Source organism: Chryseobacterium foetidum, from assembly GCF_025457425.1.
GTDB lineage: Bacteria > Bacteroidota > Bacteroidia > Flavobacteriales > Weeksellaceae > Chryseobacterium > Chryseobacterium foetidum.
Map to the genome: position 1 here is coordinate 129,774 of NZ_JAMXIA010000002.1, position 25,976 is coordinate 155,749.

The following is a 25,976-nucleotide window of genomic DNA, read 5'->3' on the forward strand; positions in this document are numbered from 1 at the left end:
TTTTTTAGATATTTCAGTAGTAGAGGATTTAATTTTCTGCAAAAATAAAAAATCTCATTATGAATGTAGACATAAATATTTAATGTATCACAGCAGTATAAAATAATTGGTTCTTTTAACAGTTTTGTGAGATAGTATATGTCTTATTACTCTGAAAAGTATTTTTTTTAAATCCCCGGCTAATCCACAGTTGCACACAGACTTTATTTAAAAAAATATTGTTGAGCAAACTCTGCCAAAAGGATAGTGACCTCTTTTAGGACTCCTTTTTGTTATATAGAGTTTATTAAAAATCAACATTATGTTCGATACTCAATTATTTGAAATGTACTCCAAATATCTCCCTTACAATGTGAAAACTGACAAAGGTATTTTGTGCGGTTTGATCAATGGCGACAAGGCTCTTACAAAGAACGACAATGGTGAAATCACAGAATACCACATACAGGATATCAAACTTCATCTCAATCCAATTGAAAAACTTATTGACGAAGTTGATGAAATGTATGGAACTAAAATTACTCCTATACTGGAATTGGCAATTATCGGGGAAGGAGGACCCATATGGGTTCCTAAAGTAAAAGGATTTTTTGATGGTGATCATTATATTTGCGGGGTGCGGTACCGTAATCACCTGAACGAATTTAAGGCTTTGACTTTTTCAAGTAAAAATGGATTTCTTACATTTTCAACTACGGAAGAAGATGTAAAAGAAGAGCGTAAAATAATTCAGACAAAACATACTCAACATATGTATGAAACATTATTTGAATTACACATAAATCTTTACGATACCAATATGTACTACTCCGCATATCTGGACAAATCCAGATATATAATTAAAGAAAATATTAATACTCAATACAGGGAAACTCAAGTTGGAATTGATCTTTAAAAAATAGGAATAATTTAAATGGTACTTTTTTTTAATAAGTAGATTTTTTTATGATGCATATTTTCAATAAACGGATCATCATGCGTCATGTTTCAGGCATAGTCAGGCCTCGGGAAAACTTCTTTGTTATTTTCAGTGGTATATTAAAGAAAAGCCTGATCTAATTTAGATTTTTTAAATATTCATTGTCAAAAGTCACAGGATGTTCGGCCTCTTTTTGCCATGTTGCACGGAAAAAGTCATCGAATTTCATTACCTTTTGATTTGGTAATTTTGCATGAATTCAAATATATTTCATACATTATTGCGTCTGGCGATTCTGCCATGTTTTGTAGAATGACAATAGTTACTTTATTCAATCCACAGGTCTAAAAGTTGAGTGATTCTATATCCCTGAATATAGTTTTTACAACGCCCCTGGTTTCCACAATTTCTTCAGCGCCAATCGCTATTTCCGGAAACTCGTTATTTAATGGTGTCAGACAATTCTTCTCCAGATCAATTTTCTTTGCCGAAAACCCTTCTCCGGAAATGTATACTATAGCCAAATCACCATTCTGAACAATTGCGTCGGATCGAATAATCATGTAATCTCCAGGCATTATGAACGGATAATTTGACATTCCTTTTGCCCTGCCGATAAATGTTGCTTCTGGCTTTGAAAGAAACTTTTCGTCGAGACTTATACGTTTGCCCGAAAAATCTTCTGCGGGCGACGGAAAACCATTGGCGATGTTATTATGGACTTCCACATAATATCTGTCACCATCTTTTTTTACAGGAAAAAATTCAATTTCACTGTAAATATTTTCTGCTTTTTTTAATATCATGATATTTCAATAAGATCATTCCACTTGGTCGTATAACACTTTGAAAGCCTTTCCCGAAGCATTTTTTCTCTTTTCTTCAGATCATTGGATGCAAGTGTTACCACGGGATCCATTTTGGAAATATTCAACTGATCCAATACCTTCATCAGTTTTTCATGTTTCGGACTTTCATTAAAAAATAAATTTCCCTGTTTGTATGGTTCCGGAGTAATTTCGTGAACAACAACACCTGTTTTTTTGTAACCGTAATTTGCTTTATAAATGATGTCCAAAGCTCTCTTTGCATATTTAGCTATTGTAATATCGGAATTCGATGCAAAAGGTAGATTGATGATGACTTTGTTTGCGTACTGCATTTCATGCACTTTAAATTGATTTGTAATCACAAATACTTCAACTTTACTGCAGTATGACTGTTCTCTTCTAAGTTTTTCGGCGCACCTGGTGGCATACGTTGAAACTCTTTCACAAAGATTTTCGTACAGATATTCATCCTTTGCAAAACTTCTGGTTGTTGCGATTGCTTTTTTCCTTTCAGTTTCTTCGAGATCTAAATAATTAAAACCGGATAGTTCTTTTTTAAGCCTCAATCCAACAATACTCAATTCTTTCTGGATGGTATAATCATCGATTTGTGTAAAATCGTAAGCTGTTTTACACCCCCAAGCAATCAACTTCCTTGAAAGCTGCCGGCCAATTCCCCAAACGTCTTCTATTGGCAACCATTTTAAAGCTTTGATCCTTTTTTCATCAGTATCAATGACATAAACTCCGTTCCACCGGTCTGAAAATTTCTTGGCAATTTTATTAGCCACCTTCGCTAAAGCTTTGGTTGGAGCAAAACCAACAGAGACAGGAATCCAGCAGTTTTTGCGAATCGTAATTCTCATTTTCTGACCGTAATCATCCAGATTATAGTTTTCGAAACCGGTAAATTTCAGAAAAATTTCGTCTATCGAATAAACTTCAACTTCCGGAGAAAAACCTGAGAGGGTATTCATCACTCTTTTACTCATGTCATCATACAACTCATAGTTGCTGGAAAAAATATGAAGATCTTTGTTTTTCTCAAAGTCTTTCAGCATAAACGCGGGTAATCCCATTTTAATACCCAGGTCTTTAGCTTCATTGCTTCGGGCAATAACACATCCATCGTTATTCGACAGAACAACAACAGGTTTTCCGTTAAGCTCCGGCCGGAAGGCTCTTTCGGAAGATGCGTAGAAATTATTACAGTCGACTAAAGCAAACATTTGAAATCGGGAATGAATTTTGGTGTAAAGTTATAGAATTTTTAACCCTAAAAACATACCATATGTGCTACAGATTTTCCACACAGTTTACGGCGAAGCAACTTGAAGAGTATTATACAGCATACGAAATTGAAAATGAATATCATCTGATTCCGGAGTTAAATGGATTCAATTATCCTGAGACCGCTATTATAATGGATAAAGCTCCTACCGAAATTGTTGTTGGAAAATGGGGTTTATTTCCTTCCTGGGCAAAAGCAGATTTTCAAAAGAAAGCAAATACTTTGAATGCAAAAATTGAAACGGCGGCAACTTTGGCTTCCTACAAAAATTCAATCAATAATCGTTGCCTGATTCCAGTGCATAAGTTTTTTGAGTGGCAATGGCAGGACAGTAAGGGAAAGGAAAAGAAGAAATTTGAGATTATGATTAAAGGTCATGAAATCTTTTCTCTGGCCGGAATTTATAACCTTTGGACTAATCCTGAAAACGGTAAATCTTACAGGACATACAGTGTACTCACCACGGATGCCAATGAACTGATGTCTGAAATTCACAATACCAAAAAAAGAATGCCGGTCTGTTTGAACAGAGATATGGATAAGGACTGGTTGGAGGGAAGAAAATTAGAAGATTTTGCCTTTCCGAATTACAATCCGAATTTAGAAGCAGCTGAGATCGGCGGCGGAATAGTTGATTTGTTTTCGCCGGCAAAGAATAGTGATTAGAAAACTATTTTATTTGTTTTAGATCAAAATTACCGGTTAGAAGAAAAGATATTTTCATCAGACTTTCTCATATTAATTGACATATTTAGCAGCAAACTGGAAAATATTATTTTGCATATATAAATATCATTATTTTTTGATACTTAAAATTATGGATAAAAGTGTTCTTCTACTGTTGTTTCAGATCTCTGAAATAGTTAGTATTATCAAGTATTTAAATCCGACATAAGGTTTTACATTGTAAGAATCAAAAAAAAGTAGCAAAATAATATTACAGAATCTGTTTTTGCAAATCTCAGAAAATTTTGGAATAAAACTAAGATAGAATTTTGAAGAGTTTTTAAAATAAAAAAGAGATAAGCAAAAATGTTTATCCCTTTTTTTCCTACTTTTTCAAACTCACAAAATGAATAATTAAGTATCCCGAGAAGACCAAAAGACTTCCAAAACTCAGAACTGAGGGAAGATCCCAAAAATCCTGATAATATTTTACAAAAGATACTGCAGATGCCTGAACGGCAAATAAAATGGCAAGTGGTTTCATAATTTAATTATTTTAATTGATTACTAGTATTTAAAAGCTGTGAAAGATATTTGATCGTCACTGCGATGATTGCTCCAAAACAAATTCCCCAGCTGAAAGATTTTTTCACAAAATCTTTAATTTCGTTGTTTCCATCAGAAATCATCGTATCAAAACAGTGGAAGTGCAAAATCGGTTTAAAGTCCATATAAGAATGATCATATGAACTATAGTGGCTAATTTGTTTTTAGTTTTAAGATTCATTATTATTTCTTTTAGTTGGTAGAAACATGATGATAAAAAATATAATCCCGGAGAGTAAACTTTGAAATACAGCTCGTTTGGTCAAAACATCATTTTCTTTATTAAATAAAAAGTAATCGGAACAGAAAAGAAGAATCATTAAGATTAAAGTTCCAACAGGTAGTTTGGTTATTCTCATTGTTTATTTTCTGATTAAATTTTAAACGCTAAAAATTATCTTCCCGAGTTATTTTTATTGCTTTTATTGAAAAAGGCGAGTATTAAGACGAATACCGCTCCACTTAAAAAGCCCTGTTAGACAATTTTGGTTGCAGAATCCACTTCATCAGCAAAAAAGAAATATTTTAAATTAAGAAAAAGCACGAGGCAAATTGATGTAATAATAATGGGTACAAGAATTTTCATTGCTTACTGTTTTTTAAGTTTGCAAAATAATTTCTAACCACTTTTATCATGGTAAAAGTCACAGCAATATTGAGAAATACCAGCACCATATTGACTTTCAAATCTAGTGGTTCTGTAAAGAAATCTGTCATTGCGGCAAACATAATGACAACACTGTTTAAGTACACCATTAAACTTATGATAAGTTGTGTTTTGGTCGGGTTTTGTACCCAGTTGGTTTTTTGCTTCATGATTGTTTTTTAGATTTTGTTATTTGATTTTTGAACGAAAAAACACCTAAGAGGATAAATATTGCAGCACAAGCTATAATAATGAATTGAGAGGTCATTTTTTTTTCCGTAAAGGTATTTAGAGAGTAATTGGCAAGCAATATCAATCCTCCAATAATCATTGATAAAGATGCGATTTTCTTAGATTTCATTACTTATTCTTTTTAGAATTGATATAATAATTTCTAACCACTTTTATCATAATAAACGTCACAGCAATATTGAGAAATAACAGCACCATATTTACTTTCAAATCTATTGGTTCTCTAAAAAAATCTGTCATTGCAGCAAGCCCTATTAGTAAACTGATAATATAAGCCGTTAAACTAACACCAAGTTGTGTTTGTGTGGGGTGTTGCACCCAATTCTTTTTTTGATTCATGATTGTTTTATTTTTAAAAATTATAGCCCGTTTTTGATTTCTGAGGCAAATATATTGCGGCTAAAATTCATTTTCCAAATTCAGAGAATTAGGTATCTGAATGAAAAGAAAATTTCTATTTGATGGAAGGAAAATATTCTTCTTCAAAAGGAAAACAGCCTTTCTAAAAGGAAAAATTAAAAAAGAATAATACTGATTTTCAGCAAATTGAAACAAACTTGCATGTAATAGAAATATTTCCGTAATTTGACAGATAATTCACATTTTTTAATGATCAAAAGTTTGCGGCTTCTATTTATTTCAATGATAATTTTTTTATTTTCAAATGAAATAAGTGCACAGGAGAATACTAAAAAAAACATCTTACCAGAATTTAAAGAGCTACAAAATAAAATCAACACTTCAAAAGATTCAAGTGAAGGTCTATATTGGGCAAAGAAATATATAATTTCAGCCAAGAAGAAAGGCAATACTCATGATCTCTTATCAGCTTATGAATATGCAACACTTTTTTCTCCTGATAGTTTATCTAGCAAGTATAGTGACAGCATTCTAAATCTCTCAGTCAAGATTAAGGATCAAATTCTGATAGGTAATACCTATTATTTAATGGCAACAAAAAGTTACGGGAAATATGATTATAAGAATGCTTCAGAATTTGCAGTAATTTCCTATGATTATTTTATTACTGAAAAAGCTGAAAATTTAGCAAAAAGATCACTATTCAATATTGCTAGATTAAAATTTATTGTTGGGGATCACGATTCAGCAAAAAAAATACTACATGAGCAGTACTTATACTTTAAAAATAATCAAAAGGACTTTGAAGACAAGTTATGGTATATCAGTTATTTATCAACACTCATCCTCGTTAACGCAAAATTAGAAAAACCGGACGAAAATGTAAAACTACTTCGGGAACTAAATGATTTTTATATGAGTGAGAAAAATCTTATTTCTGGTAGACATCTTTTGGATTTTTCATATGCTGGAAATGATTATTATTTAGGAAATTACGACTCTGCAATTCGTATTATGAAGAAAATAAAATTATCAGTTGGCAGTCAGAAAACAGATGGATTGGATTTTTATCTAGCAATGTGTTATTGGAAAATGGGAAATATAAACAAAGCCTTCCCCATATTTGAAAATATAAAAAAGAACTTTCTTAAAACCAAGAAAACGTCTTTAGAATTTCGTCCAACATTTGACTTCTTCACTGAATATTACAAAAAACACGGAACTACAGAACAGCAATTGGCTTCACTTAATGATTTGCTGGAGTTCGACAAATATGAAGAAGACGTTAAAAACTATGTTCAGTTAAAGCTTAAGGACTTTGACGAGAAACATCAGAATGAAGAACAGCTTCTTTCTGACGATCAGCAAAAATTTAGCAATTGGCTTAGTATCGCAATTATTTCTTTAAGTTCATTTGTTGTAGTGTATTTTGTTTATCGAAGAATAAAAGGAAAGAAAGAGACGGGTATTCCTAAGATTTTGGAAATTCTGGAAAATCCCAATGAGATTTCTGAACGGCCGAAAGCACAAGGACACATAAAAGAGACTTCTGAAAACACTGAGATAGATTATAGTTTGTATCGCCCAATGAATAAATTTACGGTGAACCAGATTTTAGCTTTTATGAAAATTTTCGAATCTTCTTCAGGGTTTTTAGAACAGGATCTTAAACTTACAGCTTTAGCACAGAAGTTCAACACCAACGAAAAGTATTTAAGCAAAGTCATTAAAGTAAATTTAGGAAAAACATTTAATGCCTATCTTACTGACTTACGATTTGAATATTTAGATGAAAAATTGAAAACGGATTTCCAATTTAAAAACCAAAAGATTAAAGAAATCTCTGTAAAATTAGGTTTCGGAAGTCCTGAATTCTTCGCCACAGCATTTAAAGAAAAATACGGCAAATCGCCGAAGGAATATTTTGACATATAAAAATTTGACGACAAAATTCAAGATTATGCTGCATTGATATCATGTTTATTTGATAGATATTTAAGAGAATTATTGCAGAAGTGTTGTGGCGATCTTCAAGACAATTGCATAATTTCGAAATAGTTATAAATAAAAGAATCCGTCTCACAACAAAATTTGAGGCGGATTTTTTATTTCAGTAAAAATGTATATTATTTTGGAAAATAGAAAAAGTTGTCCTCTTTAGGCAACTTTCTTTCTTAGATTGTGTGCTAAAGCGTGTAAACCGAACTCCAATTCTACTTTTTTCAGACCTTTGAGGGTAAACCGCTTAAAATTATTGCAATGTTTGAGATGTGCAAACACAGGTTCTACTTCAACCGAGCGTTGTTTTCTTTTTTTAATGCCTTTTTCACTGTTTAAAAGCTTTCGTATTTTCTCTTTGTAATCTTCCAAATGATGGTTCCGTTCGATGCTTCGGTTTTCTTTGGAACTGTGGCAAACGCCTCTAATTGGGCATCCATAGCAGTTTTTAGCCTGATAATGGGAGAGCTTTTGAGGATAACCGGTCTTGGTTTTGCGCGTGCTTTCGTGCGTTTTTTCCATCTTTTGTCCCATCGGACAGATATAAAAATCGCCTTCCCCGTTGTAATGCAGATTTTCTTTGCTGAAAGTCTTGTGTTTCGCCTGATAATGGGCATTCTGCTCTTTGTCGAAAGTATTGTATTTTACAAATGGTGTAATATTGTTCTGTTCCAATAATTCGTAGTTCTGCTCGCTTCCGTACCCCGCATCGGCAGTGAGTTCTTCCAACTCTTCCATTCTTTTTTTACCAAACAATTTCTCAAAATTTTCCAAATGACGCTCCAAAGTATTGATATCATTGGTTTGCTGATGGATGGTATAATTGACGATGATTTGATTCTCTGTGGAAATCTGTGCATTATAAGCCGGTTTGAGCTGTCCATTCATCATGTGATCGTCCTTCATTCTCATGAAAGTAGCATCTTCATCGGTCTTGCTGTAGGAATTCCGCTCTGCTAAAATAGCTTCCTGAGCTTCGTATTTATCGAGGTTTTTCTCAAAATTGTTTTTAATGTAATTCAGTTTGGCTTTGGCTTTTTTGTCGGAATCGGTTTTACCCCCGCTGCCTTTTAATTTGGCATTGATATTTTCTGCCGTTTGCCGGATTTTTTCTTTGCTGATCTCTTTGAACTCCGGCGGTTCAGGGTCTTTATCTTCTTCCTTTGCCACACTTTGAGCGTATTTCCAGAGCTCTTCCAGTTGACGAAGCATTTTTTCTTTGTTGGTTTTGATGGAATTTGCCCAGACAAAAGTGTAGCGACCCGCCTGTGCTTCAATTTTGGTTCCGTCTACAAACACCTGTTTCAGGCTCACCAAACCTTCTTCTGCCAAAAGCAAAACCACCTGGGAGAAAATATTTTTGAAGGCGGCTTCAAGTTTATGGGCACGAAAACGGTTCACGGTATTGTGATCTACAATACTCATGTTGGAGAGCCACATGAAGTTGATGTTTTCACGAAGCGCTTTTTCGATTTTCCGCGATGAATAAATATTGTTCATATACGCAAAAACCATCACCTTGAGCATCATCACAGGGTGATAACTGGGATTTCCTTCTTTACTGTAAGCTTTCAGGAGCGGGTCAATGTTTACCTTCTCCAAAATATCATTAACGATCCGAACAGGATGATTTTCGGGAATCAAATCCTCAAAACTATAAGGAAACAGCACTAACTGATTTTGATTATAATGCTTAAAATTCATAAACAACTGTCTGATTATCAGATATAAATATACGAAATCCTGCAATAATTACCAAAAAAAACCGCCTCAGTTGTGAGACGGATTCCATTGTTATGGTAACTCATAAAGATTATCACCACACATAGTTTCAGATGCACCGGCATTGTGCAATTCAACATTAGGATCTGCTGTCCATTGGCAGAATGCGCCTATTGCAATGTTGCTGCAGTCCTGTAAAGTGTTCTGACACTCAAACTGTCCGCCTCCGACATCTACAATTCTGTAGCCTTTTACAATGGCTTTTTTGTTCTCTTTTGCCATCATTGTGGCAAATGCTGACCCTGTTCCCAATACAATCAGGACTACAGGAAAAAGAATTTTTTTCATAATAAAAAAATTTGATAATTGTGCCTACTCTTGGTTACGGTTTTCGGCTTCCCCGTTTTTGAAATGTTTTTGTAATGAATTTGTTATACGGTATCGGATAAGCTGATGACCAACAAGTGCATAAAAGTATTTTTCGGTGACCAGAAAATCTGATAATGTTTCTTCTTTGAATTTTTCGATATACAGGCTTCCGATATATTCCTGTTGATCCGTTCTGTAGATGTCGATCACTTTATTATTTTTCCATCTCTTTTTGGATTCGTTTTTACCCCTCAGTTCAGAAGGATTGAACATTAGTCCCATAAATGGAGTAGCCTGACCGTTAACTTTCAAAGGGGGCTTTTCCATTTTGTTTCTACCATCTGAAAGCGCTCTGGTTTTAATTTGAGCTTTCTGGATAGTGTCAATTGTCCGCATTTTATTTTTAAGCCGCATTGCTGAATCCATTATTAAAAATTGATTTCTGTAAGAATAAATGTAACTGACAACACCTTTTTTCTGATCGGCGGACAAATGACCGTCTGAATCAAAGACTCCGTCAGCCTGCCTTTCAAGAAGCTGAGGAAATAGTTTCACTTTATTCTTCCCGCTTTTAGTGATGGTAAGTTGACCCAGCATTAGATTTTTAGTTTTTGCAGATTGCGTTCTGAATGTAAACTGACTGTCGCTGATGATTTCAAGTTGATTAAAGAATACATCATCAGTACTGATTGCATAATTTTCCTTGTCTCCCGGTTTTCCTTTAATAATGATGGGGACAGTTCCGTCACAGATGTAATAATATCCGTTACTAACTTTGATTTCAATCTTTTTGAAGGTGTGTTTTTTCAAATCCAGTTTGATTTTGAAACGGTTTATTTCGGTTAGAGAACTGTCCACAGAAATCAGGTGCTGCGGATGATTATGATCCCCCATAAATATATTCCCATTACTGACACCGGCGAAATACAGACTTGATGCTTCCATGTCTCTTGCATTGATCTTAATCAACGGATGCATCAGGAATCTTCTGGTGAAATTATTATCCTGTTTAATGATGTACTCGGATTTTTGGAATAGGGTAGTCACTATAAGGACCGCTGCAATATTGGATATGATCAGGTAAGCAACTGATCTTTTAAAGGTCGGTTTAAAAGTTTTTGCATTGATCAATACTGAGATTCCGCCTAACACAACACAAAATAAATTAAATATCAAATGTTCAGTCCACCCAAGATTCTCTAAAATGCCACCGCATGAACAGGGTACAAAGTCACTGTAATTCAGTATAAGAAAGATGTAGACAGTAAATGCTGTCATTAAAGCAGTGGAAAAATATAGTCCCGACTGTCTCAATCCACTTAGACTTAGAAAGATGACCACGACAATTTCAATTATAATCACCGTGTATGAAACCCATCCCGCATAAGCGCTGAGTAAGGGCGACTGACCAATCTGAACCTGGAAATTTTCAAAATCCATGGCTTTGCTTATAGCTGCATAGCAAAATAAAAGGATGAAAAAGTAGCTGACAGTCTCAGGAATATATTTTTTTATTATTTTAATATTAAGCATATATATCAATTTTTACAGTTTACATGACGGCGATTAATATCCATTGCACTTCAATTCCGCAGTAGTCAGGCATTTTTGAGCCTTTTGCAAGAGTGATAGTTGTCTTAAAACTCCCCATACACTGCCATGTCCCGCTGGTCGGACATGTTTGACCCGTTGACTTTCTGGCAGATATATGAGGATTAGTTTTCATAATTTTATGGTTTTTTTCTCCAGTCATGTGTGTCTTTCACAGGTGGATCAGGTTCCAGTTCTAAATCATAGTTGTTAGATTGTGTAGAATCTTCTCTGCCGGAATAACGTGTAGGATGACCATCCTTAAAGTTGGCGGAATCATTTTCATATGTTTCAATTTCGACTTCATCATGGGCACAGTTTTGAATGACAAAACTTCCGATTGCGATACTTAATAATGGGATTAATTTTTTCATTTTAATAAGATTTTGTAAATAATTCCCGGCCGGATTATTAAGAATTCTTAGGTCAAAGATAGTGTGTGGAAGAGCCTGATAAAAGGCGATGGGGAGCATATATTAAAATTGGGACGCGCTTATTCCGATATTGGTGCATCTAAAAAATTCAGTAAACAGGCACTATGTCTTAGTGTTTCTTCATTAGGCAGTAAGATTCTTTTATCTACTCAGAAAATGCAGGATTATCTTTCAATTTTTATTTATTTTTGGAGAACACCAATCACATTTTAGGAATGTCAGGAAGAACAGTACTTACTTTTTTTCTTTCAATCATCGGAACGATCTTGCTTTCACAAATGAAAGTCAGCCCATCCTACGCTGAACTCAGAAAGAAATATGAAAATCTGGAAAAAGATGACAGGGCTGCCCTGCCTTATGTCAAAACTTTTATTCAGAAAGCAAAAAATGAGAATAATTTTGAAAAACTCAGTTTAGGATACAAGGATGCAGTATTCTTTAACAAGGATGCGCAGGTGAAGCTTTTCTATGCTGACAGTACCATTGCAGCAGCATTTAAATCAAAAAAAAATGAATTGATCAGCGATGCATTTTTGGGAAAGGGGATTATTTATTATTTCAATTTCAGGAAATTTCAGTTAGCTTCGGATGAATACGTTAAAGCACATAAATATGCTGTCAAAACAAATGATGAATATCTTCAAAAGAAAATTATTTATCATCTGGGTGTTGTAAAAAGCTATCTTGGATATTACAGTAAGGCATTGCAGCTTTTCAATCAGTCTATAGAATTCAACGAAAATAAAGCAGAAAATGAAACCAATGCCAACCTGCGTTTTAATTATTGCAGGGGCTATCTTAACAGTCTTCATCAGATGGTAATCTGCCATCGGAATCTTAACCAAAATACAAAAGCCGACAGTTTATTGGACGTAGGTCTGTCAGCCACAAAAAATAAATCAGAATTTATCCTTGAGCGTGCTTATTTTCTTAAGTGTGCTGGAATCATCTATTATAAAAACAATCAGTACAGCGACGCACTCTACTACTTAAAAAAGGCTTTGCCGGTTATTGAGCAGAAAAATGATTTCACTTGGGCAGCTGTGATCCACTTCTACCTGGGAAATATCTACCTGAGGCATGGAGATGACAGAAAAGGAGTTATGGAATTTAAAAAAGTTGATTCTATCTACAACAGGCATCAGTTTCTTCTGCCTGAGGCATCAGAAAGTTACAGAAGTCTGATTGCCTACTATAAAAAAAGACAAGATGAAAAAGAGCAGTTGTACTATACTGATCAGCTTCTTAGAGTGAATGAAGGCATCAGAAAGGATTTTTCATATTTGGCTGAGAAAATATATGAGGATTTCGAAATAGCTGGACTGGTTAAGGAAAAATATCAATTGGAGAAGTCGATCAATATACAGAAAGTGAGCATTGTACTTGTCTGTATCCTTTCCTTAGGTCTTATCTTGTTCCTGATTCGGAAATACCGTCAAAGGGAGCAAAATCTGAAACAGAAATATGCAGAACTTATTCTCAGACTCCAAACAGTACAGAAACCGGAAGAAGCTTTGCCACAGCCACAGGCTCCCGTCAGGAATAAAGTTGAGCTGCCGGGTGAACTGGTTGAAAGGCTGAAGAAAAAGATTCAACATTTCGAAGACCATCATCAGTTTCTTGAAGCCGGACTGACTGTTGCAAAACTTGCGGGACGTTTCAGAACCAATCCAACCTATTTGTCAGAATTTATACATGACTGTAAAGGAGTTCATTTCTCAATTTATCTTATGAACCTACGGATAAATTATATCACCCACAAGCTAAACTCAGATCCGGACTATCTGAAATTTACGGTTAAAGCTTTGTCTGAAATGTGTGGAATTGCTTCGAGAAATAATTTTGCAACCCATTTTAAGTCTGTTAATGGAATAGCGGTTTCTGACTTTATTAAGATGAAAAGCAAAGATAATAGGGGAGATTTATAGGGAAATGCCACAGGAAGTTTGTAAATTTCTGAAAAAAGGACATGGCAAACAAAACAATTTTAAAAAAGACAGAACAACTTTATGAAAAATTAAAACTTGATCTTGAATACATTGAACTTGAAGAGGAAGACTTCATAAGGATTTCGGAGCTCAGCCTTTTTAAAATAGATGAGGCAGTCAGAGGTTTAAAATCCCTGGTTACAAAATTTGAATTTGAATGTGCAGCAGATGAGATTTATTTTTTCAAAAACCTGAAGCCTCTATTTATTTCAAAATTCATCTACCATTCAAGGGTCATCGATATACTGACCTACCTGCCCGCAGCCGGTCGCGAAGCTCAACTTAATTATTATCTGCAGGAAATTGAAAAGCTCGTTGTGCATCATGATGCGCATATTGAATTTTACAGCTACTACAGAAGAGGTGCTGCTTATCTTGATAAAAAATATTTCCTGAGAAGAATGTATGACCTTAAAATGAGTTTACCCTCCGGGCTTTATAATTACGACGAAAGCTTTACCACTTCACATGATCATCTCGTCGCACAGCTACTTGCGAACAGGGAAACCGAAATATTTCTTAACCTAAGAATAGAAAAATTGCGTCAGTATGGAGATCAAAATACTGAAGTGCCTTCCACTTTGGTCTGGTCTGAATCCAAAGTGTCACTAGTTGAACTTGTATACGGTCTCTTTCAAATGAACTGTTTTAATGGAGGAAACATAGAACTAAGTGAGGTAATGAGATTTACTGAAAAAACCTTTAATATTGATCTGGGCAATTATCACAAAACAATATTTGAAATCAGAAACCGAAAGAACGGATCGACAAAATTTCTTCAAACACTCAATGATAATCTGGTCCAGCATTTCCGGAATATGGATGATCTTTAAAACATTTCCGCTAAAGACATTTATTAAAAATACAATATTTCAGTAACAGTAATATATTGAAAAAAAGCTTACCCACTTTTAAAAATGGGTAAGTTTTATAATAGCGGAAAATATAGTTTATCCTCGATTTACAGATTGTTATAAAAAAATTGCCTTTTAATAAATTTCAGTTGTCATTCAAATCCAAGAAGCAGGTATATTCCTGCACAATTTTTTATTAACACACAGGGTCTAAACGTTTTGTATTTTTAAAGCTTACACTTTATCAAATAAATAAAAAATATTTTTTTTGTTTGTATGATTTAATCTGACTTTACCACAACTATTTAGTTAAAGAGAATATGACGTATTTTAAAAATCTGAATTATGATGTGGATTTCTGAGCTTAAAATATATTCTTTAAATAAAATTATTGGTAACAGCATATGCCAGTGCTTCAGAAATATTTTTTACATCCAGTTTTTCAAGAAGTTTTCTTCTGTGCCATTTAACTGTATCAACCGACAGGTGTATTTTGTCTGCAATTTCCGGAATCGTCAGTCCCTGAAGATAGAATCTAAGAACGTCAATCTCTTTTGATGTAAGTTTTTTCTTCGTTGTCTTTAACAGTTTTCCCTGATAAAGATCATATTTCCAGACAATATCTGACAGATGTGACGAAATTTGAATGTTACCGGAGGATTTTTGCAGTGATAATGATAAATGTACAATGGCAGTCCGGATGTGACCACTCTGCGTAAGTTCTATTGGAATTATTTTGTGATTAAGAAGTATTTCTTTTTTCTCCTCATTCATGACATGAACATCATAGTTTATAATGTAGCTGATCCTTTCATCATCAGATAACTGCTGATAAAATGGCAGCAGCACTTTACTGATAATGCTTAAAATTCTGCGATCTGCGTGAACAGTTATGTTTTTATTCAGACAAATTCCATGTTCCTTGTCGTATTCACATTTAAACTCATTGATGTATAAGAGGCTTTGAGGACAATAGTTGACATTGTGTTCCTCAAAATTAACAACGAAGATTTTACCATAGGTTGCTCTCGTCAGTGCTTCAATAGTTTTGTTAAATGTTGAATTGCAGAAGGAATGATTGTTATAGTACTTAACTGGCTCATCACATCCACTGGAATGGCTGTAAATTTCTTTCATGCTAAAGTTTTTGGCTGGTGCTGTAAAACTACACTAAAGTGTAATAATAATCTAATAAAAAGGAAATATTTTTATAAAAAATTAATACTATGTTCCAAATCATACCATTTTCCTTAATTCTAAGGGTGCTTGCGAGAATTGTAATTTCTCACAGGTTAGATTTTACACAAGATATTTCACTAATAATTTTTTTTAAAACTCTTTAGAGAGATAAAATGTTCTGACACGTTTTATGTTCATCTCTGAAATATATTCACCATAATAATTATTTATATGAAAAACCAAATCTATTTTGGTAGAATGCATCTCTTCAGATGCCTTCTGCTTATCTGGCTTGTTTGCCCCTGGGTCATGCAAGCCCAAATTGGAACTCACATCACCTCAAATTTTCAGGTCGGCTGTACCGATTACAGGGGAGGAAAAGAAGACGAGTTCGATAACGGCGTTACGTACGAGCAAATTGCTCCTTCACCCTGCATTAAAGTATGTGCAGGAAGTCAGGTCAATTACACAGTCAACGGACAGAATATTTCCAATGTCCAATGGAGTGCTGCCGGTGGCTCAGTCGGAACCATTTCAGGTGCTGGCAATACCGTTGCGCAAATCTCATGGAATTTAACTGTTGGTAGTGGTTCTGTTCAGGCTTTGATAACCTATAATAATGGAACAACGGAAACGCAAACGATTTGTATCGAAAAGATCAACGGACCTACAGCAAAGTTTGCAATGATGAATCTTGATGTCAAGGTTTGTAAGGGAACTGTAATTAACTTTGATAATCTTTCGCAGGACAACGGCGGAGCAGAAATTATAAGCTACTTCTGGGATTTTGGAGATAATTCTCCAACAGCTTATTCTACTGCTTTCGAGCCAACACATACATTTAACCAAGCCGGGAGTTATCAGGTTAGCCTTACCGTAACAAATAAATGTGGATGTTCAGACACCTACAGGTTGGATATTGAAGTTCTGCAATCAACACCTGTTCAGATTAACTGTGCGTCAGTGGTTTGTGAGGGTAGTACTGAAAAATACAGTGTTCAGGATGGTTGCAAAGATGGAGAATGGAAGGTGATTGGTGGACATATCGCCGTAAATAACGGAAACGAAATCGAAGTTATCTGGGATCAGGTAGACCCTGCGGATGGTTTCGGATATGTAATGTATAAATCCAAATGCGGATGCGAGGAGTGGACAACCATTAAAATACCTGTGATTTTATCAAATGGTCAAATCCAGGGACCTCCGGTAGTGTGTAAAGACAAGCAGTATATTTACTCATTACCACAATGGCCTACGACCAATTTCCAGTGGAATATGTCTGGTCCCGGGGGACAGTTAATATATAACCAACAAAGAAATGAAGTGATTTTTCAGGGATCACAACCTGGAACTTACACACTATGGTGCTCCTACAGAAATACACTTTTACTTTGTGAAGGATATGCGTCGATGACTATTGTTGTAGAAGAGCCAGTTGCGGTAAGTGGGGGTAGCGATGAAGTCTGTGTTGGAGCAAATCAAACATTTACAGCGAGCCCGAATGTTCCTGTATCGTGGACGGTAAGTTCAGGTAGCAATACGGTTTATGTGTCTCCTCTTACGACACAGCCATTTACCTACCAGTTTTCAACAGCAGGATATTATTCTGTAACAGCTGCTAAACAAGGAGGGGGTTGTGAAAGCAATGCACGATTTATAAAAGTTCTTGCGCCGCCGGCAGCTCCAACCGGAACAATCACCGGAGATAATTTAGTTTGCGCAGGAAAACCATATGTATACACTCTTAATCCTGTTAACAGCGGAACAGTACCTGTTTGGGAAGTCATTGGTGGTGTAATCCAGGGCAGCAATACCGGTAACTCAGTTACTATAATATTTAATGCCGGGGCACCGAACTATACCATATCTGTGCGTAATAAATCGTTGAGTGCGGCGGGTTGTCTGTCAAATCCGGTAACAAAAACCGTATCACCAATAGATTTGAACACAATATCAGTTAACCCAAATGGGGGAATATATTGTCCTAGTAGCTCACAGACATTTACAGCTAATTTAAATGGTATTGTGCCAGATACGATGGAATGGTATTTTGACAACGAAAACTTTGGAAGTTTTGCCAATGGTCAAGGCACGGCAAGCGTAATCATCAATTTTAATGAAATCTCTAACACACCTAACACAGTTTTACATTTAAAAATTGTTAAATGCGGAGTAGAGAAAATAATTGATATCCCTCTTTCACTATATACTTTACCTTCAGTAAATTTTATAAGCACCGGACCGATCTGTCTGGGTTCTGATTTGACCTTCGATATTAATGAAGGAAGTATTCCTAATGGAACGAACGTGATATTTACATTTGCAAACACAACTTTTCACCCTACCCAAACAGACGGATCAGGACATTATGTTTTTGCAAACAACGGATACATTCAAAATAATTCCGGAGCTAATGTATCACAAACAGTGACTGTTACCTATAGTGGATCAGGTGTTTGCAGCTATACACCTACTGCAAGCGCAACATTCACGGTCTTTCCGCAAACTTTTATAACGGTGTCACCGGTATATAATATTGTTGTTTGTGATCCATCTACAATTTCTCCTTATACGCTCACAGCAAACAGTTCTACCGGTTTGACAAACACTACCGGATGGGAGTGGTTTCACAATGGTAACTCTGTAGGCTTTGGTACTACATATGTACTTTCCGGCTCAAATATATTTGGAAGCTACTATGTTCAGGCTACTGATCAAAATGGTTGTATAGTTCGTTCACCGGAGATAAAAGTTACACAGGATTGTACTACAAATGGATGTACGGCTGATCCGCAGATTAATTTTACCCCAACCTGGACGAGTTGCAATACAATCAATGTAAGCAATGTGAGTTACATCGGTACTCCTGATGAAATCCAGTGGGGTAGTGACAGTGTTTTGACTTTGGTCTCCGGCCAGGGTACACTTTCTCCCGTCTATAGTACAACTTTGGCTGGTGCACATATTGTCTTTCTTAAATTACGGTATGGCAACTGCTGGTACAGTACAGGATATGAAGTTCGTAAGAAATATGAACCTAAATTCAATATAAGCACAACTTGTAATGGAAGCGGTTATACTGTTACCCTGCATAATACTTCAACGATATTTGATATCACATCACCAATCAATTATCAGTTCAGTGGAGGTGGGCAACCTAGCCAAAATGGTCAGACTGCAACTTACAATTTAGCACCTGGAACATATGCCTTTACAATGACTATGCAAGGGGGAGGTTTTCCAAACTGTACAACTACACAGATAATTACTTTAGAGCCGTTGCCATCTGTGAATTTTACAGCTCCTGCTTCAGTTTGTCGAGGTGAGGTTTTTACATTAAATGTGCCTGGCACATATTCTCCAAATAATATTTATACATGGTACTTTGATAACACATCATATGTAACTTCACAACCTTCGGCTGCTATAACTATTAATTCTAGCAATTCAACTGTGATTAAGTTGAAAATAAAAACTCCTAATGGATGCGAATTTGTATCAGGTGACGTTCCTATTACAATTAATTTGGCAAATTTAGATGGAGACTATGATTTTTATAGTTCGGTTGGTTGTGTTGGTAATGGACCAACAATAACAGTAATACCTAGTGGCAACGTTGCTCACTATATTTGGATGAATGGTTCTCAGCAGGTTCCAAATGCTCCCGACTCTCCCACATTTACACCTTCTGAATCAGGATCCTATTGGCCAATTCTACAATCAGCACAGGGATGTAAATCTTATGCGATGAGTACAGACATAGCAAATATAACTTTATTAAATGTACCATATGTCAATATTTCAGGCAAAGCAAATATTTGTGCTAATCAATCCACCACATTAACAGGAATTGTAACGGATAACAATGTGGAGTATCGTTGGGGTGTAAATTCTCCGCCGAGTGGACCATGGACATTAATGCCAGTTCCGGCACCAATTATATACAATACCGTTTCTTTAGCTGCGGGAACATATACATATTATTTGGAAGTTCGTCCTGCCGGAACAACGAACGGTTGTGTAGGATCGAAGAGTTTTACAGTAAATGTCAGTATTCCTCCTGCTGCACCTGTAATAAGTTTCTCATTACAAAGCTGTCAACCATATAAGGTTTTGTTAACTGCGTCAGGATCGTCTCAGGGACAATATAATTGGAGCAACGGTATGTCGGGTCAGTCGATTGAAGTATTTGAAGGAGGTGCTTATCAGGTTACCTATACAGCTCCAAGTGGATGTAAAGTTTCAAGTCAGATTCAGGTACCTTTGAGTATTGAAAGTCTAATGTGGGTTTTTCCAACAGGATGTTACGATGAATGTAGAGGTGACAGATATGTTATTGGTCCAAAGGGAATTTTTGACAGTCACGAGTGGCAGCTGTTTGGAAATAATATTCAAAGTGGTGTCAATGACTTTATATACCCGTTGTTTATGAGCAATTCCGGGACATATCAGTTGCAAATTGATCAATTAGGATGTCAGGTTACTTCAGGAACAATGAACTTCTATCCTGGCGTGGAATGTGGCATTGAGCCTGAATGTAAGTTCGATGCTCATGTCGAATCAGTTAAGTGGAATGGAGACCACTTCATATTGTCAGGTGTAATTAATAATTACTCGGGTCAACCAATGACGATTACTGTTTCAAGTTTAAATGGATGGGGAAGTTACATACCTTCGGTAATAACTATTCCTCCTGGTGGAACCTATGATATGTTTACTAATCCAATAGCATTTTATCCTAATCCGACATTCCCTGGTGGTGCAGATGAAATATTTTTTGATGCAGGAAATGGATGTAAATTCATTACAAAGGTTGAAATACCTGATTACATCGGTAAGGCAGCAAATCCGAAGTATGTTTCCTCCTCAATCTCTGAACCTTTGGTGAAAATTTTCCCAAATCCTGCCAAAGAGAACGTTACAGTTTCCTTTAATACAGGTAATGATAAGGAGAAAGCAAAACAGATTCAGATTTTTGATGTTAGGGGATCGGTGAAATATACCAAAGAATTAAAATCTTCTTCCGGTGAATTGGGAATTCAGGTTGATGATTGGCTTCAGGGAGTATATATCGTGATTATCCATACGGATGGCAAAGCATTACAAGGAAAATTATTAAAAAAATAATTGATAAAAAAGTGAATAATAAATGCAGTGTTTTACAAATAAACACTGCATTTTCATAATTATTTATTAAGTTTGAGTAACAAATACAAAATATTTAAATATGCAGAAATCTTTAAAGAAATGGTGGACATTTTTAGTTGTCGTACCCGGTTTAATGTTAAGCCAGACCTACCAGTGGCAATGGGGAAAACAGGCAGGTGGGCAAACAGGCTCTGTAGGTTCGGGCTTCGACTACCTGAATGACGAATCGATAAGGGATATTGCTGTTGATAATAACAATAATACGTACTATTTAGCAACAATCTGGGCACAGAATCAAAATTTGGATGGTACTGCTGTAACAAGTTATCATCAAAAAGACTTATTTCTTTTTTCAACAGACTGCCAGGGAAACGTGAGATGGTCAAGAACGATTGGTGGGACAGGAACTTCCGAACATGCATGGAATATTGAAGTGGATAACAATGGTGGTTTGTATATTATGACCAATTTAACCAATCAGGGTTTTACCTATCAACCGGGTACCATTCCCATACATTTTGATGCTTCACAAACAATGCCGGCGATCTCCGCCACAAACAGTACAACTATTGATGAGGGCGCCAAGACAGCATTTCTATTAAAATATAATACCTCTACTGGAAATCTTCTTTGGAGTAAACCACTTCAGGGAGATGTTGTTTCGACTGTTCGTCAAAGTGATTCACAAATGATGTACATGGATTCAGCAAAAAATATTCACGCAATAATTGGATTGAAGGCAGGAACTCATCTGGGTGGGCTTATTACAGTTCCATCATCTTACACTTCAACTTACCAGTATTATCTTATAAAATTTAACTACGACAATGGAAATATGACGCCAACCATACCTGTATTGCTTCCTATAACAGGAAGTCTGATGGCAGGAACCTACAATGGTCATGTAAACATGCTTTTTGACGATACCATTAACCGTTATTATCTTGCAGGAAAAAGAAGAGAGGGAAGTTTTGGTTCGCTTGTTGATTTTACTTTTAACAATACAGCATTGACTCAAGAGGCTTTTCTTATAGCTTTTGATATCAACGGCAGTTCTGTTTCAGAGGCGTGGAGAAGAGAAATTGATGCTGGAAATTTAAACCCAGATGAGGAAATCCATTCCATTATCAAGGACTCGAACTCTTCGGATATTTATATTTCAGGCCGGTATTTTTCAGTAAATTCTACAGCAACTTTTGGAGCATATACTTTTCCAACCACATCTTACAATGGTCATATACCATTTGTTATGAAGTTGAATTCTTCAGGTACTGTGCAATGGTCCAAGATTGCCGATGGCGCTCCGGGAACACTTGGAAATACCACATATGGATTCATGAAAGGCAGAATTGCTCAAAATGGTAATGAAATAGGATTTGCTCATGGAAGTTGGGGAAGTGGCTGGGGAACTTACAATATGACAAGACCAAGTGGTGACCGTGCAGACCCAATTCTTGTGAGATTAAGTAAAGATTCTGGTGCTGTTGTGGGAATGGCAGACATTCTCAGTGGTTTTAATACGATTGACGAGTTCACAGCAATTACAGTAGATAATGACGGGAATTATGTTTTAGGTGGCTTTTTCCATCAGCAATTGTTTACAGATGCCAATGATAACGTACCGACAATGGCAATTAATGTTACTGCTGGTAAATCTCAGAATTTCTTTACGAAGTATGCAAAATCTGCATGTAGCAATTTATCTGTAGAAGAAAATGCTGTTGAGGCAGGATTACAGTTTTATCCTAATCCTGTTCAGGACTTCCTGACAATTAAAAGCAGAAACAAATTGGAAAGCTACGAAGTTTATTCTTCAGTTGGGCAAACCGTTTTAAGAGGAAGCTTTGGGAATACGAGTGCGCAGATTAATATGAGTGCTTTGACTGCCGGAGTTTATTATGTGAAAGTGAAGACTGAGAAGGCTGTGGTGACTGAGAAGGTGGTGAAGAAGTAGAATAAAAAAACGGAGATTAAGCAGAGATCTTAAAAAAATAGTATGCAGTTATAGTGATTTTCAGGCATTATTAATCATCCAATCATCAGTGGCAATGGGCAAAAAAGGCAGGTGGACAGACCAATATTCCTTTTTTTTTAACATTTTCTCTTTATTTGATAGGAAAAATGATAAAAAGGCAAGGGTAGCACTGTCTCAAGTTTATATGCGAAATTTGAACAAATAAATCAGTAATTTATTTACAATTTTTACATCAGGTAATCAATATAAGATCAGGCAATTTATAATACTGATTTTTACAAACAGGAACCAATGCTATGCGGGTTTTTGAAATCATTCTTTTTGGCCTGTAATTTTTTTAAGGAGAAAACTGAAAAGACCTCTATAAGAAGTAGTTTGTCGCGGAAAATATTACAAGTATTATCTGAGTGACGACCCCTGTAACTGCAAAATATGCGAAATTCGGAGATCATATGGATTCGGAAAGTTACACCATTGACAAACAGTTGTCCTGATGATATTAAAAAAGTAAACCGGAGTGAAGTCACTTCGGTTTTTATATACTTCTGGTTTTGATAACCGGGTAATTTTCTAAATTGATAGAAGAAGCGTTCGATCAGTATTAGATCTTCTGTTAAGATTTCAGCATTCCCTCTTAATTCTTTATCAAATTTCTAAGCTTTTTTACAGGAAGTTTTTAAGCGCCAGGGAAGAATTACATCACATAATAATTTCCTTTTTACTGATATCTCTAAAAATTAACGATGTTCACAATTTAGTTGAACATATCATTTCTAAATACTTATACGGGTATACAGGATTGAAGGCGATGTAGAATAACAAACAACATAAAACTTTTATATCCTGCTGTTTCCTTACTCAAAAAGATATTCTGAGACAAGATTTAAAAGATAAGAAAATTCCGCTACCATGCTTATCTCCCAATTTAAAAAGTTTTTAAAACTACAGTCAGACCGTAAATAAAAAGACAAAAGTTACTTTTGTAATTTCGGAAAAGAAATGATTAAATCCGTAATTTTCCAGTTAATCAGGTCATTTAAAGATTAAAAGTACAGGAACAACTGAACTTTCCTGTCAGTCAACCAAATGCTTTAAATCCGGGTCATTTTTAATCCTTTCCAGTTCAACAGTGATAATGGTTGAAATATCTGTTTTAATCTTTCGGTAATTTTCATCAATCACCTGTTTCATTTGATCATTTCCATCATTATCTACAAAACTTAAAACCTCCGGTATTTTCCGGTAGTTTTTCGTTTCTCTCGCAACCAGATCATTATCGACAACAATTTCAGCATGAAACATTTTCTGCTCAATCCTTTCATCAAAATTATCAGAGACAGCTCCGACAAAAACACCCTGCGTCAACGTAGATATTTTCGATGCCGGAATTAAAGTATCCAATTGTGTTGAGATAGAGGTGGAAGTATCATTTTTGTTGATCGATATGCTTTGTCTTTTCTGCAACACTTTTCCGAACCGTTCAGATAAGCTTTTAGCAGTTTCGCCTACTACCTGCCCACTAAAGATATTACCAACTGTATTCTGGATCACTTTACTTTCCTTATCCCCATAATCTCTGGTCAACTGCGAGTAATCCTGAAATCCCAAACATACTGCTACTTTGTTGCTTCTTGCTGTGGCAATCAGATTATCGAGACCACGAAAATAAATCGTTGGTAATTCATCGATGATCACTGAACTCTTCAACTGTCCCTTTTTATTGATCAGCTTTACGATTCTTGAGTTATACAGACCCAAAGCAGCAGAATATATATTCTGTCTGTCAGGATTGTTTCCTACACATAATATTTTCGGTTCCTTCGGATTGTTAATATCCAGTGAAAAATCATCGCCTGTCATCACCCAGTATAACTGCGGGGAGATCATTCGGGATAACGGAATTTTTGCGGAAGCTATTTGCCCCTGCAACTGATCCTGTGCGCCTCCCTGCCAGGCATCCATAAAAGGGGACAGGTAGTTTTCAAGATCAGGATATGAGGTTAGAATGGTAAATACATCTGAATACTTTTTATTTAAAAGTTCTATAGCATGCGGAAACGTACAGTACTTTCCATCCTCGTAGATTTTCAAAAACCAAATGATTGCAGCGAGTAATATGATAGGTGATTCAACAAAAAAGTCACCCTGCTTCTGTATCCAGCTTCTGTTCAGATTCAACATGATAGTGTATGCCGCTTCATAGGCATCTGAAATATCCGTCATAAATTCCGGATTCAGTGGATTGCAGCGATGACTTTTCCTTGGATCATCAAAATTAATTACAAAGAATTTTGGAGGCACTTTGTAACGAGCGGTGTGCTTTAACAAATGATTGTAGGCAATCGTAGAAAGGTCATCGAATTTAAAATCATAAATGTACATTGAAAAGCCTTTTTCAATATGCTGCCTGATATAATTATTGACAATCGCATAGGATTTACCTGAGCCCGGAGTTCCTAAAACAATTGTTGCTCTGAAGGGATTGACAACATTGATATAGCCGTCATTCCATTTTCCTTTATAATAAAATCTGGTGGGAAGATTGACAGAGTACTCATTCTGCATCAGTTTAGTTTCCTGCATAAAACTTTCATTCTCATTGTTAAAAACATCATCCATCAGATTATTTCGCAAAAGTCGGCTCATCCAGACTCCTGCAACCATAATACAGACATATCCCAATCCCGTAAACAGAATATAAAAAAAATTGCCAATAATTAATTCCAATTCCAACAAAGGAAAATTCATAAAAAACAGAACAAACCCAATCCCTGAAACAACACATATTTTTGACCACCTGATCTTTTCATTCTTTACCCCTTTTGTTCCCAGACAGCTCAGTGCCAGTAATACGAGAGCAAATATTTTGGAATATAAAAGATTGGAAAACAGGCCTGCATTACGGTCAAAATTGTACAGTATTCTATTTATAAGATTTAAAGTCCAGCCCCTTTCCAAAAAAAAGCCGTGACAAAACCAGTAGAGATGCATCAAAACCAATAGAATACTGATAGCTCTCATAAATCCCATTATTTTGGACAGACCTCTTGTATCATCTTCTCCCATAAGATTGTATAATTATTTAGGAGCGAATGTAAGACACGATAAGATTGAAGCCGGCATACTTGAAATTTCCGTCTTTATAAGGC

Annotated in this window: 19 protein-coding genes; 7 read left to right on the forward strand and 12 right to left on the reverse strand. The window is 35.6% G+C overall.

Annotation, left to right across the window (positions count from 1 at the left end; translation table 11 throughout):
* Positions 1-301 precede the first annotated feature (301 nt).
* Positions 302-895 carry a hypothetical protein gene (locus tag NG809_RS17915; protein ID WP_262152701.1) on the forward strand — a complete coding sequence of 198 codons (594 nt, stop codon included), beginning with the start codon at positions 302-304 and terminating at the stop codon, positions 893-895.
* 368 nt (positions 896-1,263) lie between these two features.
* Here the strand turns inward: NG809_RS17915 and NG809_RS17920 are convergent, their stop codons facing one another.
* Positions 1,264-1,725, reverse strand: a complete 462-nt coding sequence (locus NG809_RS17920; RefSeq protein ID WP_262152702.1) for a LexA family protein — start codon at positions 1,723-1,725, stop codon at positions 1,264-1,266.
* Positions 1,722-2,978 (reverse strand): Y-family DNA polymerase, encoded by a 1,257-nt coding sequence (locus NG809_RS17925; protein ID WP_262152703.1) that lies wholly within the window; start codon positions 2,976-2,978, stop codon positions 1,722-1,724. Before NG809_RS17925 ends, NG809_RS17920 begins: the two co-directional genes overlap by 4 nt.
* Before the next feature lie 62 nt (positions 2,979-3,040).
* Between NG809_RS17925 and NG809_RS17930 the strand changes: the two genes are divergently transcribed.
* Complete coding sequence (locus NG809_RS17930; RefSeq protein ID WP_262152704.1) at positions 3,041-3,706, forward strand: SOS response-associated peptidase; 666 nt, start codon at positions 3,041-3,043, stop codon at positions 3,704-3,706.
* Positions 3,707-4,091: 385 nt separating this feature from the next.
* Here NG809_RS17930 and NG809_RS17935 read toward each other — a convergent pair whose 3' ends face one another.
* The 4 genes from NG809_RS17935 to NG809_RS17950 all read right to left on the reverse strand — a co-directional run bounded on the left by NG809_RS17935 (position 4,092) and on the right by NG809_RS17950 (position 5,549).
* The gene (locus NG809_RS17935) at positions 4,092-4,250 is read right to left on the reverse strand and encodes a hypothetical protein (RefSeq protein WP_262152705.1); all 159 of its coding nucleotides are present in this window, start codon (positions 4,248-4,250) and stop codon (positions 4,092-4,094) included.
* Positions 4,251-4,257: 7 nt separating this feature from the next.
* The gene (locus NG809_RS17940) at positions 4,258-4,437 is read right to left on the reverse strand and encodes a hypothetical protein (protein ID WP_262152706.1); all 180 of its coding nucleotides are present in this window, start codon (positions 4,435-4,437) and stop codon (positions 4,258-4,260) included.
* Between the two features lie 457 nt (positions 4,438-4,894).
* Positions 4,895-5,128, reverse strand: a complete 234-nt coding sequence (locus NG809_RS17945) for a hypothetical protein (protein WP_262152707.1) — start codon at positions 5,126-5,128, stop codon at positions 4,895-4,897.
* A gap of 190 nt (positions 5,129-5,318) precedes the next feature.
* Positions 5,319-5,549, reverse strand: a complete 231-nt coding sequence (locus NG809_RS17950; RefSeq protein WP_262152708.1) for a hypothetical protein — start codon at positions 5,547-5,549, stop codon at positions 5,319-5,321.
* 303 nt (positions 5,550-5,852) lie between these two features.
* Between NG809_RS17950 and NG809_RS17955 the strand changes: the two genes are divergently transcribed.
* Positions 5,853-7,505, forward strand: coding sequence for a helix-turn-helix domain-containing protein (locus NG809_RS17955; RefSeq protein ID WP_262152709.1), 1,653 nt, complete (start codon positions 5,853-5,855; stop codon positions 7,503-7,505).
* Positions 7,506-7,727: 222 nt separating this feature from the next.
* Here NG809_RS17955 and NG809_RS17960 read toward each other — a convergent pair whose 3' ends face one another.
* From NG809_RS17960 to NG809_RS17975, 4 genes are all read right to left on the reverse strand, one after another.
* Entirely contained in the window at positions 7,728-9,272 is a 1,545-nt protein-coding gene (locus NG809_RS17960) for an IS1182 family transposase (RefSeq protein WP_262147575.1), read from the reverse strand.
* A gap of 90 nt (positions 9,273-9,362) precedes the next feature.
* On the reverse strand, positions 9,363-9,638 hold the full coding sequence (locus tag NG809_RS17965) for a DUF6520 family protein (protein ID WP_262152710.1): 276 nt from the start codon (positions 9,636-9,638) through the stop codon (positions 9,363-9,365).
* Positions 9,639-9,662: 24 nt separating this feature from the next.
* The gene (locus NG809_RS17970) at positions 9,663-11,192 is read right to left on the reverse strand and encodes a MauE/DoxX family redox-associated membrane protein (RefSeq protein ID WP_262152711.1); all 1,530 of its coding nucleotides are present in this window, start codon (positions 11,190-11,192) and stop codon (positions 9,663-9,665) included.
* 197 nt (positions 11,193-11,389) lie between these two features.
* Positions 11,390-11,623 carry a hypothetical protein gene (locus tag NG809_RS17975; RefSeq protein WP_262152712.1) on the reverse strand — a complete coding sequence of 78 codons (234 nt, stop codon included), beginning with the start codon at positions 11,621-11,623 and terminating at the stop codon, positions 11,390-11,392.
* 275 nt (positions 11,624-11,898) lie between these two features.
* On the opposite strand from NG809_RS17975, the gene NG809_RS17980 reads away from it, so the two are divergent.
* Positions 11,899-13,611, forward strand: coding sequence for a helix-turn-helix domain-containing protein (locus tag NG809_RS17980; RefSeq protein WP_262152713.1), 1,713 nt, complete (start codon positions 11,899-11,901; stop codon positions 13,609-13,611).
* 41 nt (positions 13,612-13,652) lie between these two features.
* Positions 13,653-14,504 (forward strand): RteC domain-containing protein, encoded by an 852-nt coding sequence (locus tag NG809_RS17985; protein ID WP_262152714.1) that lies wholly within the window; start codon positions 13,653-13,655, stop codon positions 14,502-14,504.
* 399 nt (positions 14,505-14,903) lie between these two features.
* Here the strand turns inward: NG809_RS17985 and NG809_RS17990 are convergent, their stop codons facing one another.
* Entirely contained in the window at positions 14,904-15,662 is a 759-nt protein-coding gene (locus NG809_RS17990) for a response regulator transcription factor (RefSeq protein ID WP_262152715.1), read from the reverse strand.
* Between the two features lie 273 nt (positions 15,663-15,935).
* Here NG809_RS17990 and NG809_RS17995 point away from each other — a divergent pair, with 273 nt between their 5' ends.
* Entirely contained in the window at positions 15,936-20,831 is a 4,896-nt protein-coding gene (locus tag NG809_RS17995) for a PKD domain-containing protein (RefSeq protein WP_262152716.1), read from the forward strand.
* A 100-nt stretch (positions 20,832-20,931) separates the two neighbouring features.
* Entirely contained in the window at positions 20,932-22,806 is a 1,875-nt protein-coding gene (locus tag NG809_RS18000; protein ID WP_262152717.1) for a T9SS type A sorting domain-containing protein, read from the forward strand.
* 1,095 nt (positions 22,807-23,901) lie between these two features.
* Here NG809_RS18000 and mobC read toward each other — a convergent pair.
* Complete coding sequence (gene mobC / locus NG809_RS18005) at positions 23,902-25,893, reverse strand: conjugal transfer protein MobC (protein WP_262152718.1); 1,992 nt, start codon at positions 25,891-25,893, stop codon at positions 23,902-23,904.
* Positions 25,894-25,976: the final 83 nt, after the last annotated feature.

Excerpts from the sequence above, each read along its gene's own strand:
- NG809_RS17915 (WP_262152701.1), top strand. The coding sequence starts at position 302 with ATGTTCGATACTCAATTATTTGAAATGTACTCCAAATATCTCCCTTAC.
- NG809_RS17920 (WP_262152702.1), bottom strand. The coding sequence starts at position 1,725 with ATGATATTAAAAAAAGCAGAAAATATTTACAGTGAAATTGAATTTTTT.
- NG809_RS17925 (WP_262152703.1), bottom strand. The coding sequence starts at position 2,978 with ATGTTTGCTTTAGTCGACTGTAATAATTTCTACGCATCTTCCGAAAGA.
- NG809_RS17930 (WP_262152704.1), top strand. The coding sequence starts at position 3,041 with ATGTGCTACAGATTTTCCACACAGTTTACGGCGAAGCAACTTGAAGAG.
- NG809_RS17935 (WP_262152705.1), bottom strand. The coding sequence starts at position 4,250 with ATGAAACCACTTGCCATTTTATTTGCCGTTCAGGCATCTGCAGTATCT.
- NG809_RS17940 (WP_262152706.1), bottom strand. The coding sequence starts at position 4,437 with ATGGACTTTAAACCGATTTTGCACTTCCACTGTTTTGATACGATGATT.
- NG809_RS17945 (WP_262152707.1), bottom strand. The coding sequence starts at position 5,128 with ATGAAGCAAAAAACCAACTGGGTACAAAACCCGACCAAAACACAACTT.
- NG809_RS17950 (WP_262152708.1), bottom strand. The coding sequence starts at position 5,549 with ATGAATCAAAAAAAGAATTGGGTGCAACACCCCACACAAACACAACTT.
- NG809_RS17955 (WP_262152709.1), top strand. The coding sequence starts at position 5,853 with ATGATAATTTTTTTATTTTCAAATGAAATAAGTGCACAGGAGAATACT.
- NG809_RS17960 (WP_262147575.1), bottom strand. The coding sequence starts at position 9,272 with ATGAATTTTAAGCATTATAATCAAAATCAGTTAGTGCTGTTTCCTTAT.
- NG809_RS17965 (WP_262152710.1), bottom strand. The coding sequence starts at position 9,638 with ATGAAAAAAATTCTTTTTCCTGTAGTCCTGATTGTATTGGGAACAGGG.
- NG809_RS17970 (WP_262152711.1), bottom strand. The coding sequence starts at position 11,192 with ATGCTTAATATTAAAATAATAAAAAAATATATTCCTGAGACTGTCAGC.
- NG809_RS17975 (WP_262152712.1), bottom strand. The coding sequence starts at position 11,623 with ATGAAAAAATTAATCCCATTATTAAGTATCGCAATCGGAAGTTTTGTC.
- NG809_RS17980 (WP_262152713.1), top strand. The coding sequence starts at position 11,899 with ATGTCAGGAAGAACAGTACTTACTTTTTTTCTTTCAATCATCGGAACG.
- NG809_RS17985 (WP_262152714.1), top strand. The coding sequence starts at position 13,653 with ATGGCAAACAAAACAATTTTAAAAAAGACAGAACAACTTTATGAAAAA.
- NG809_RS17990 (WP_262152715.1), bottom strand. The coding sequence starts at position 15,662 with ATGAAAGAAATTTACAGCCATTCCAGTGGATGTGATGAGCCAGTTAAG.
- NG809_RS17995 (WP_262152716.1), top strand. The coding sequence starts at position 15,936 with ATGAAAAACCAAATCTATTTTGGTAGAATGCATCTCTTCAGATGCCTT.
- NG809_RS18000 (WP_262152717.1), top strand. The coding sequence starts at position 20,932 with ATGCAGAAATCTTTAAAGAAATGGTGGACATTTTTAGTTGTCGTACCC.
- mobC (WP_262152718.1), bottom strand. The coding sequence starts at position 25,893 with ATGGGAGAAGATGATACAAGAGGTCTGTCCAAAATAATGGGATTTATG.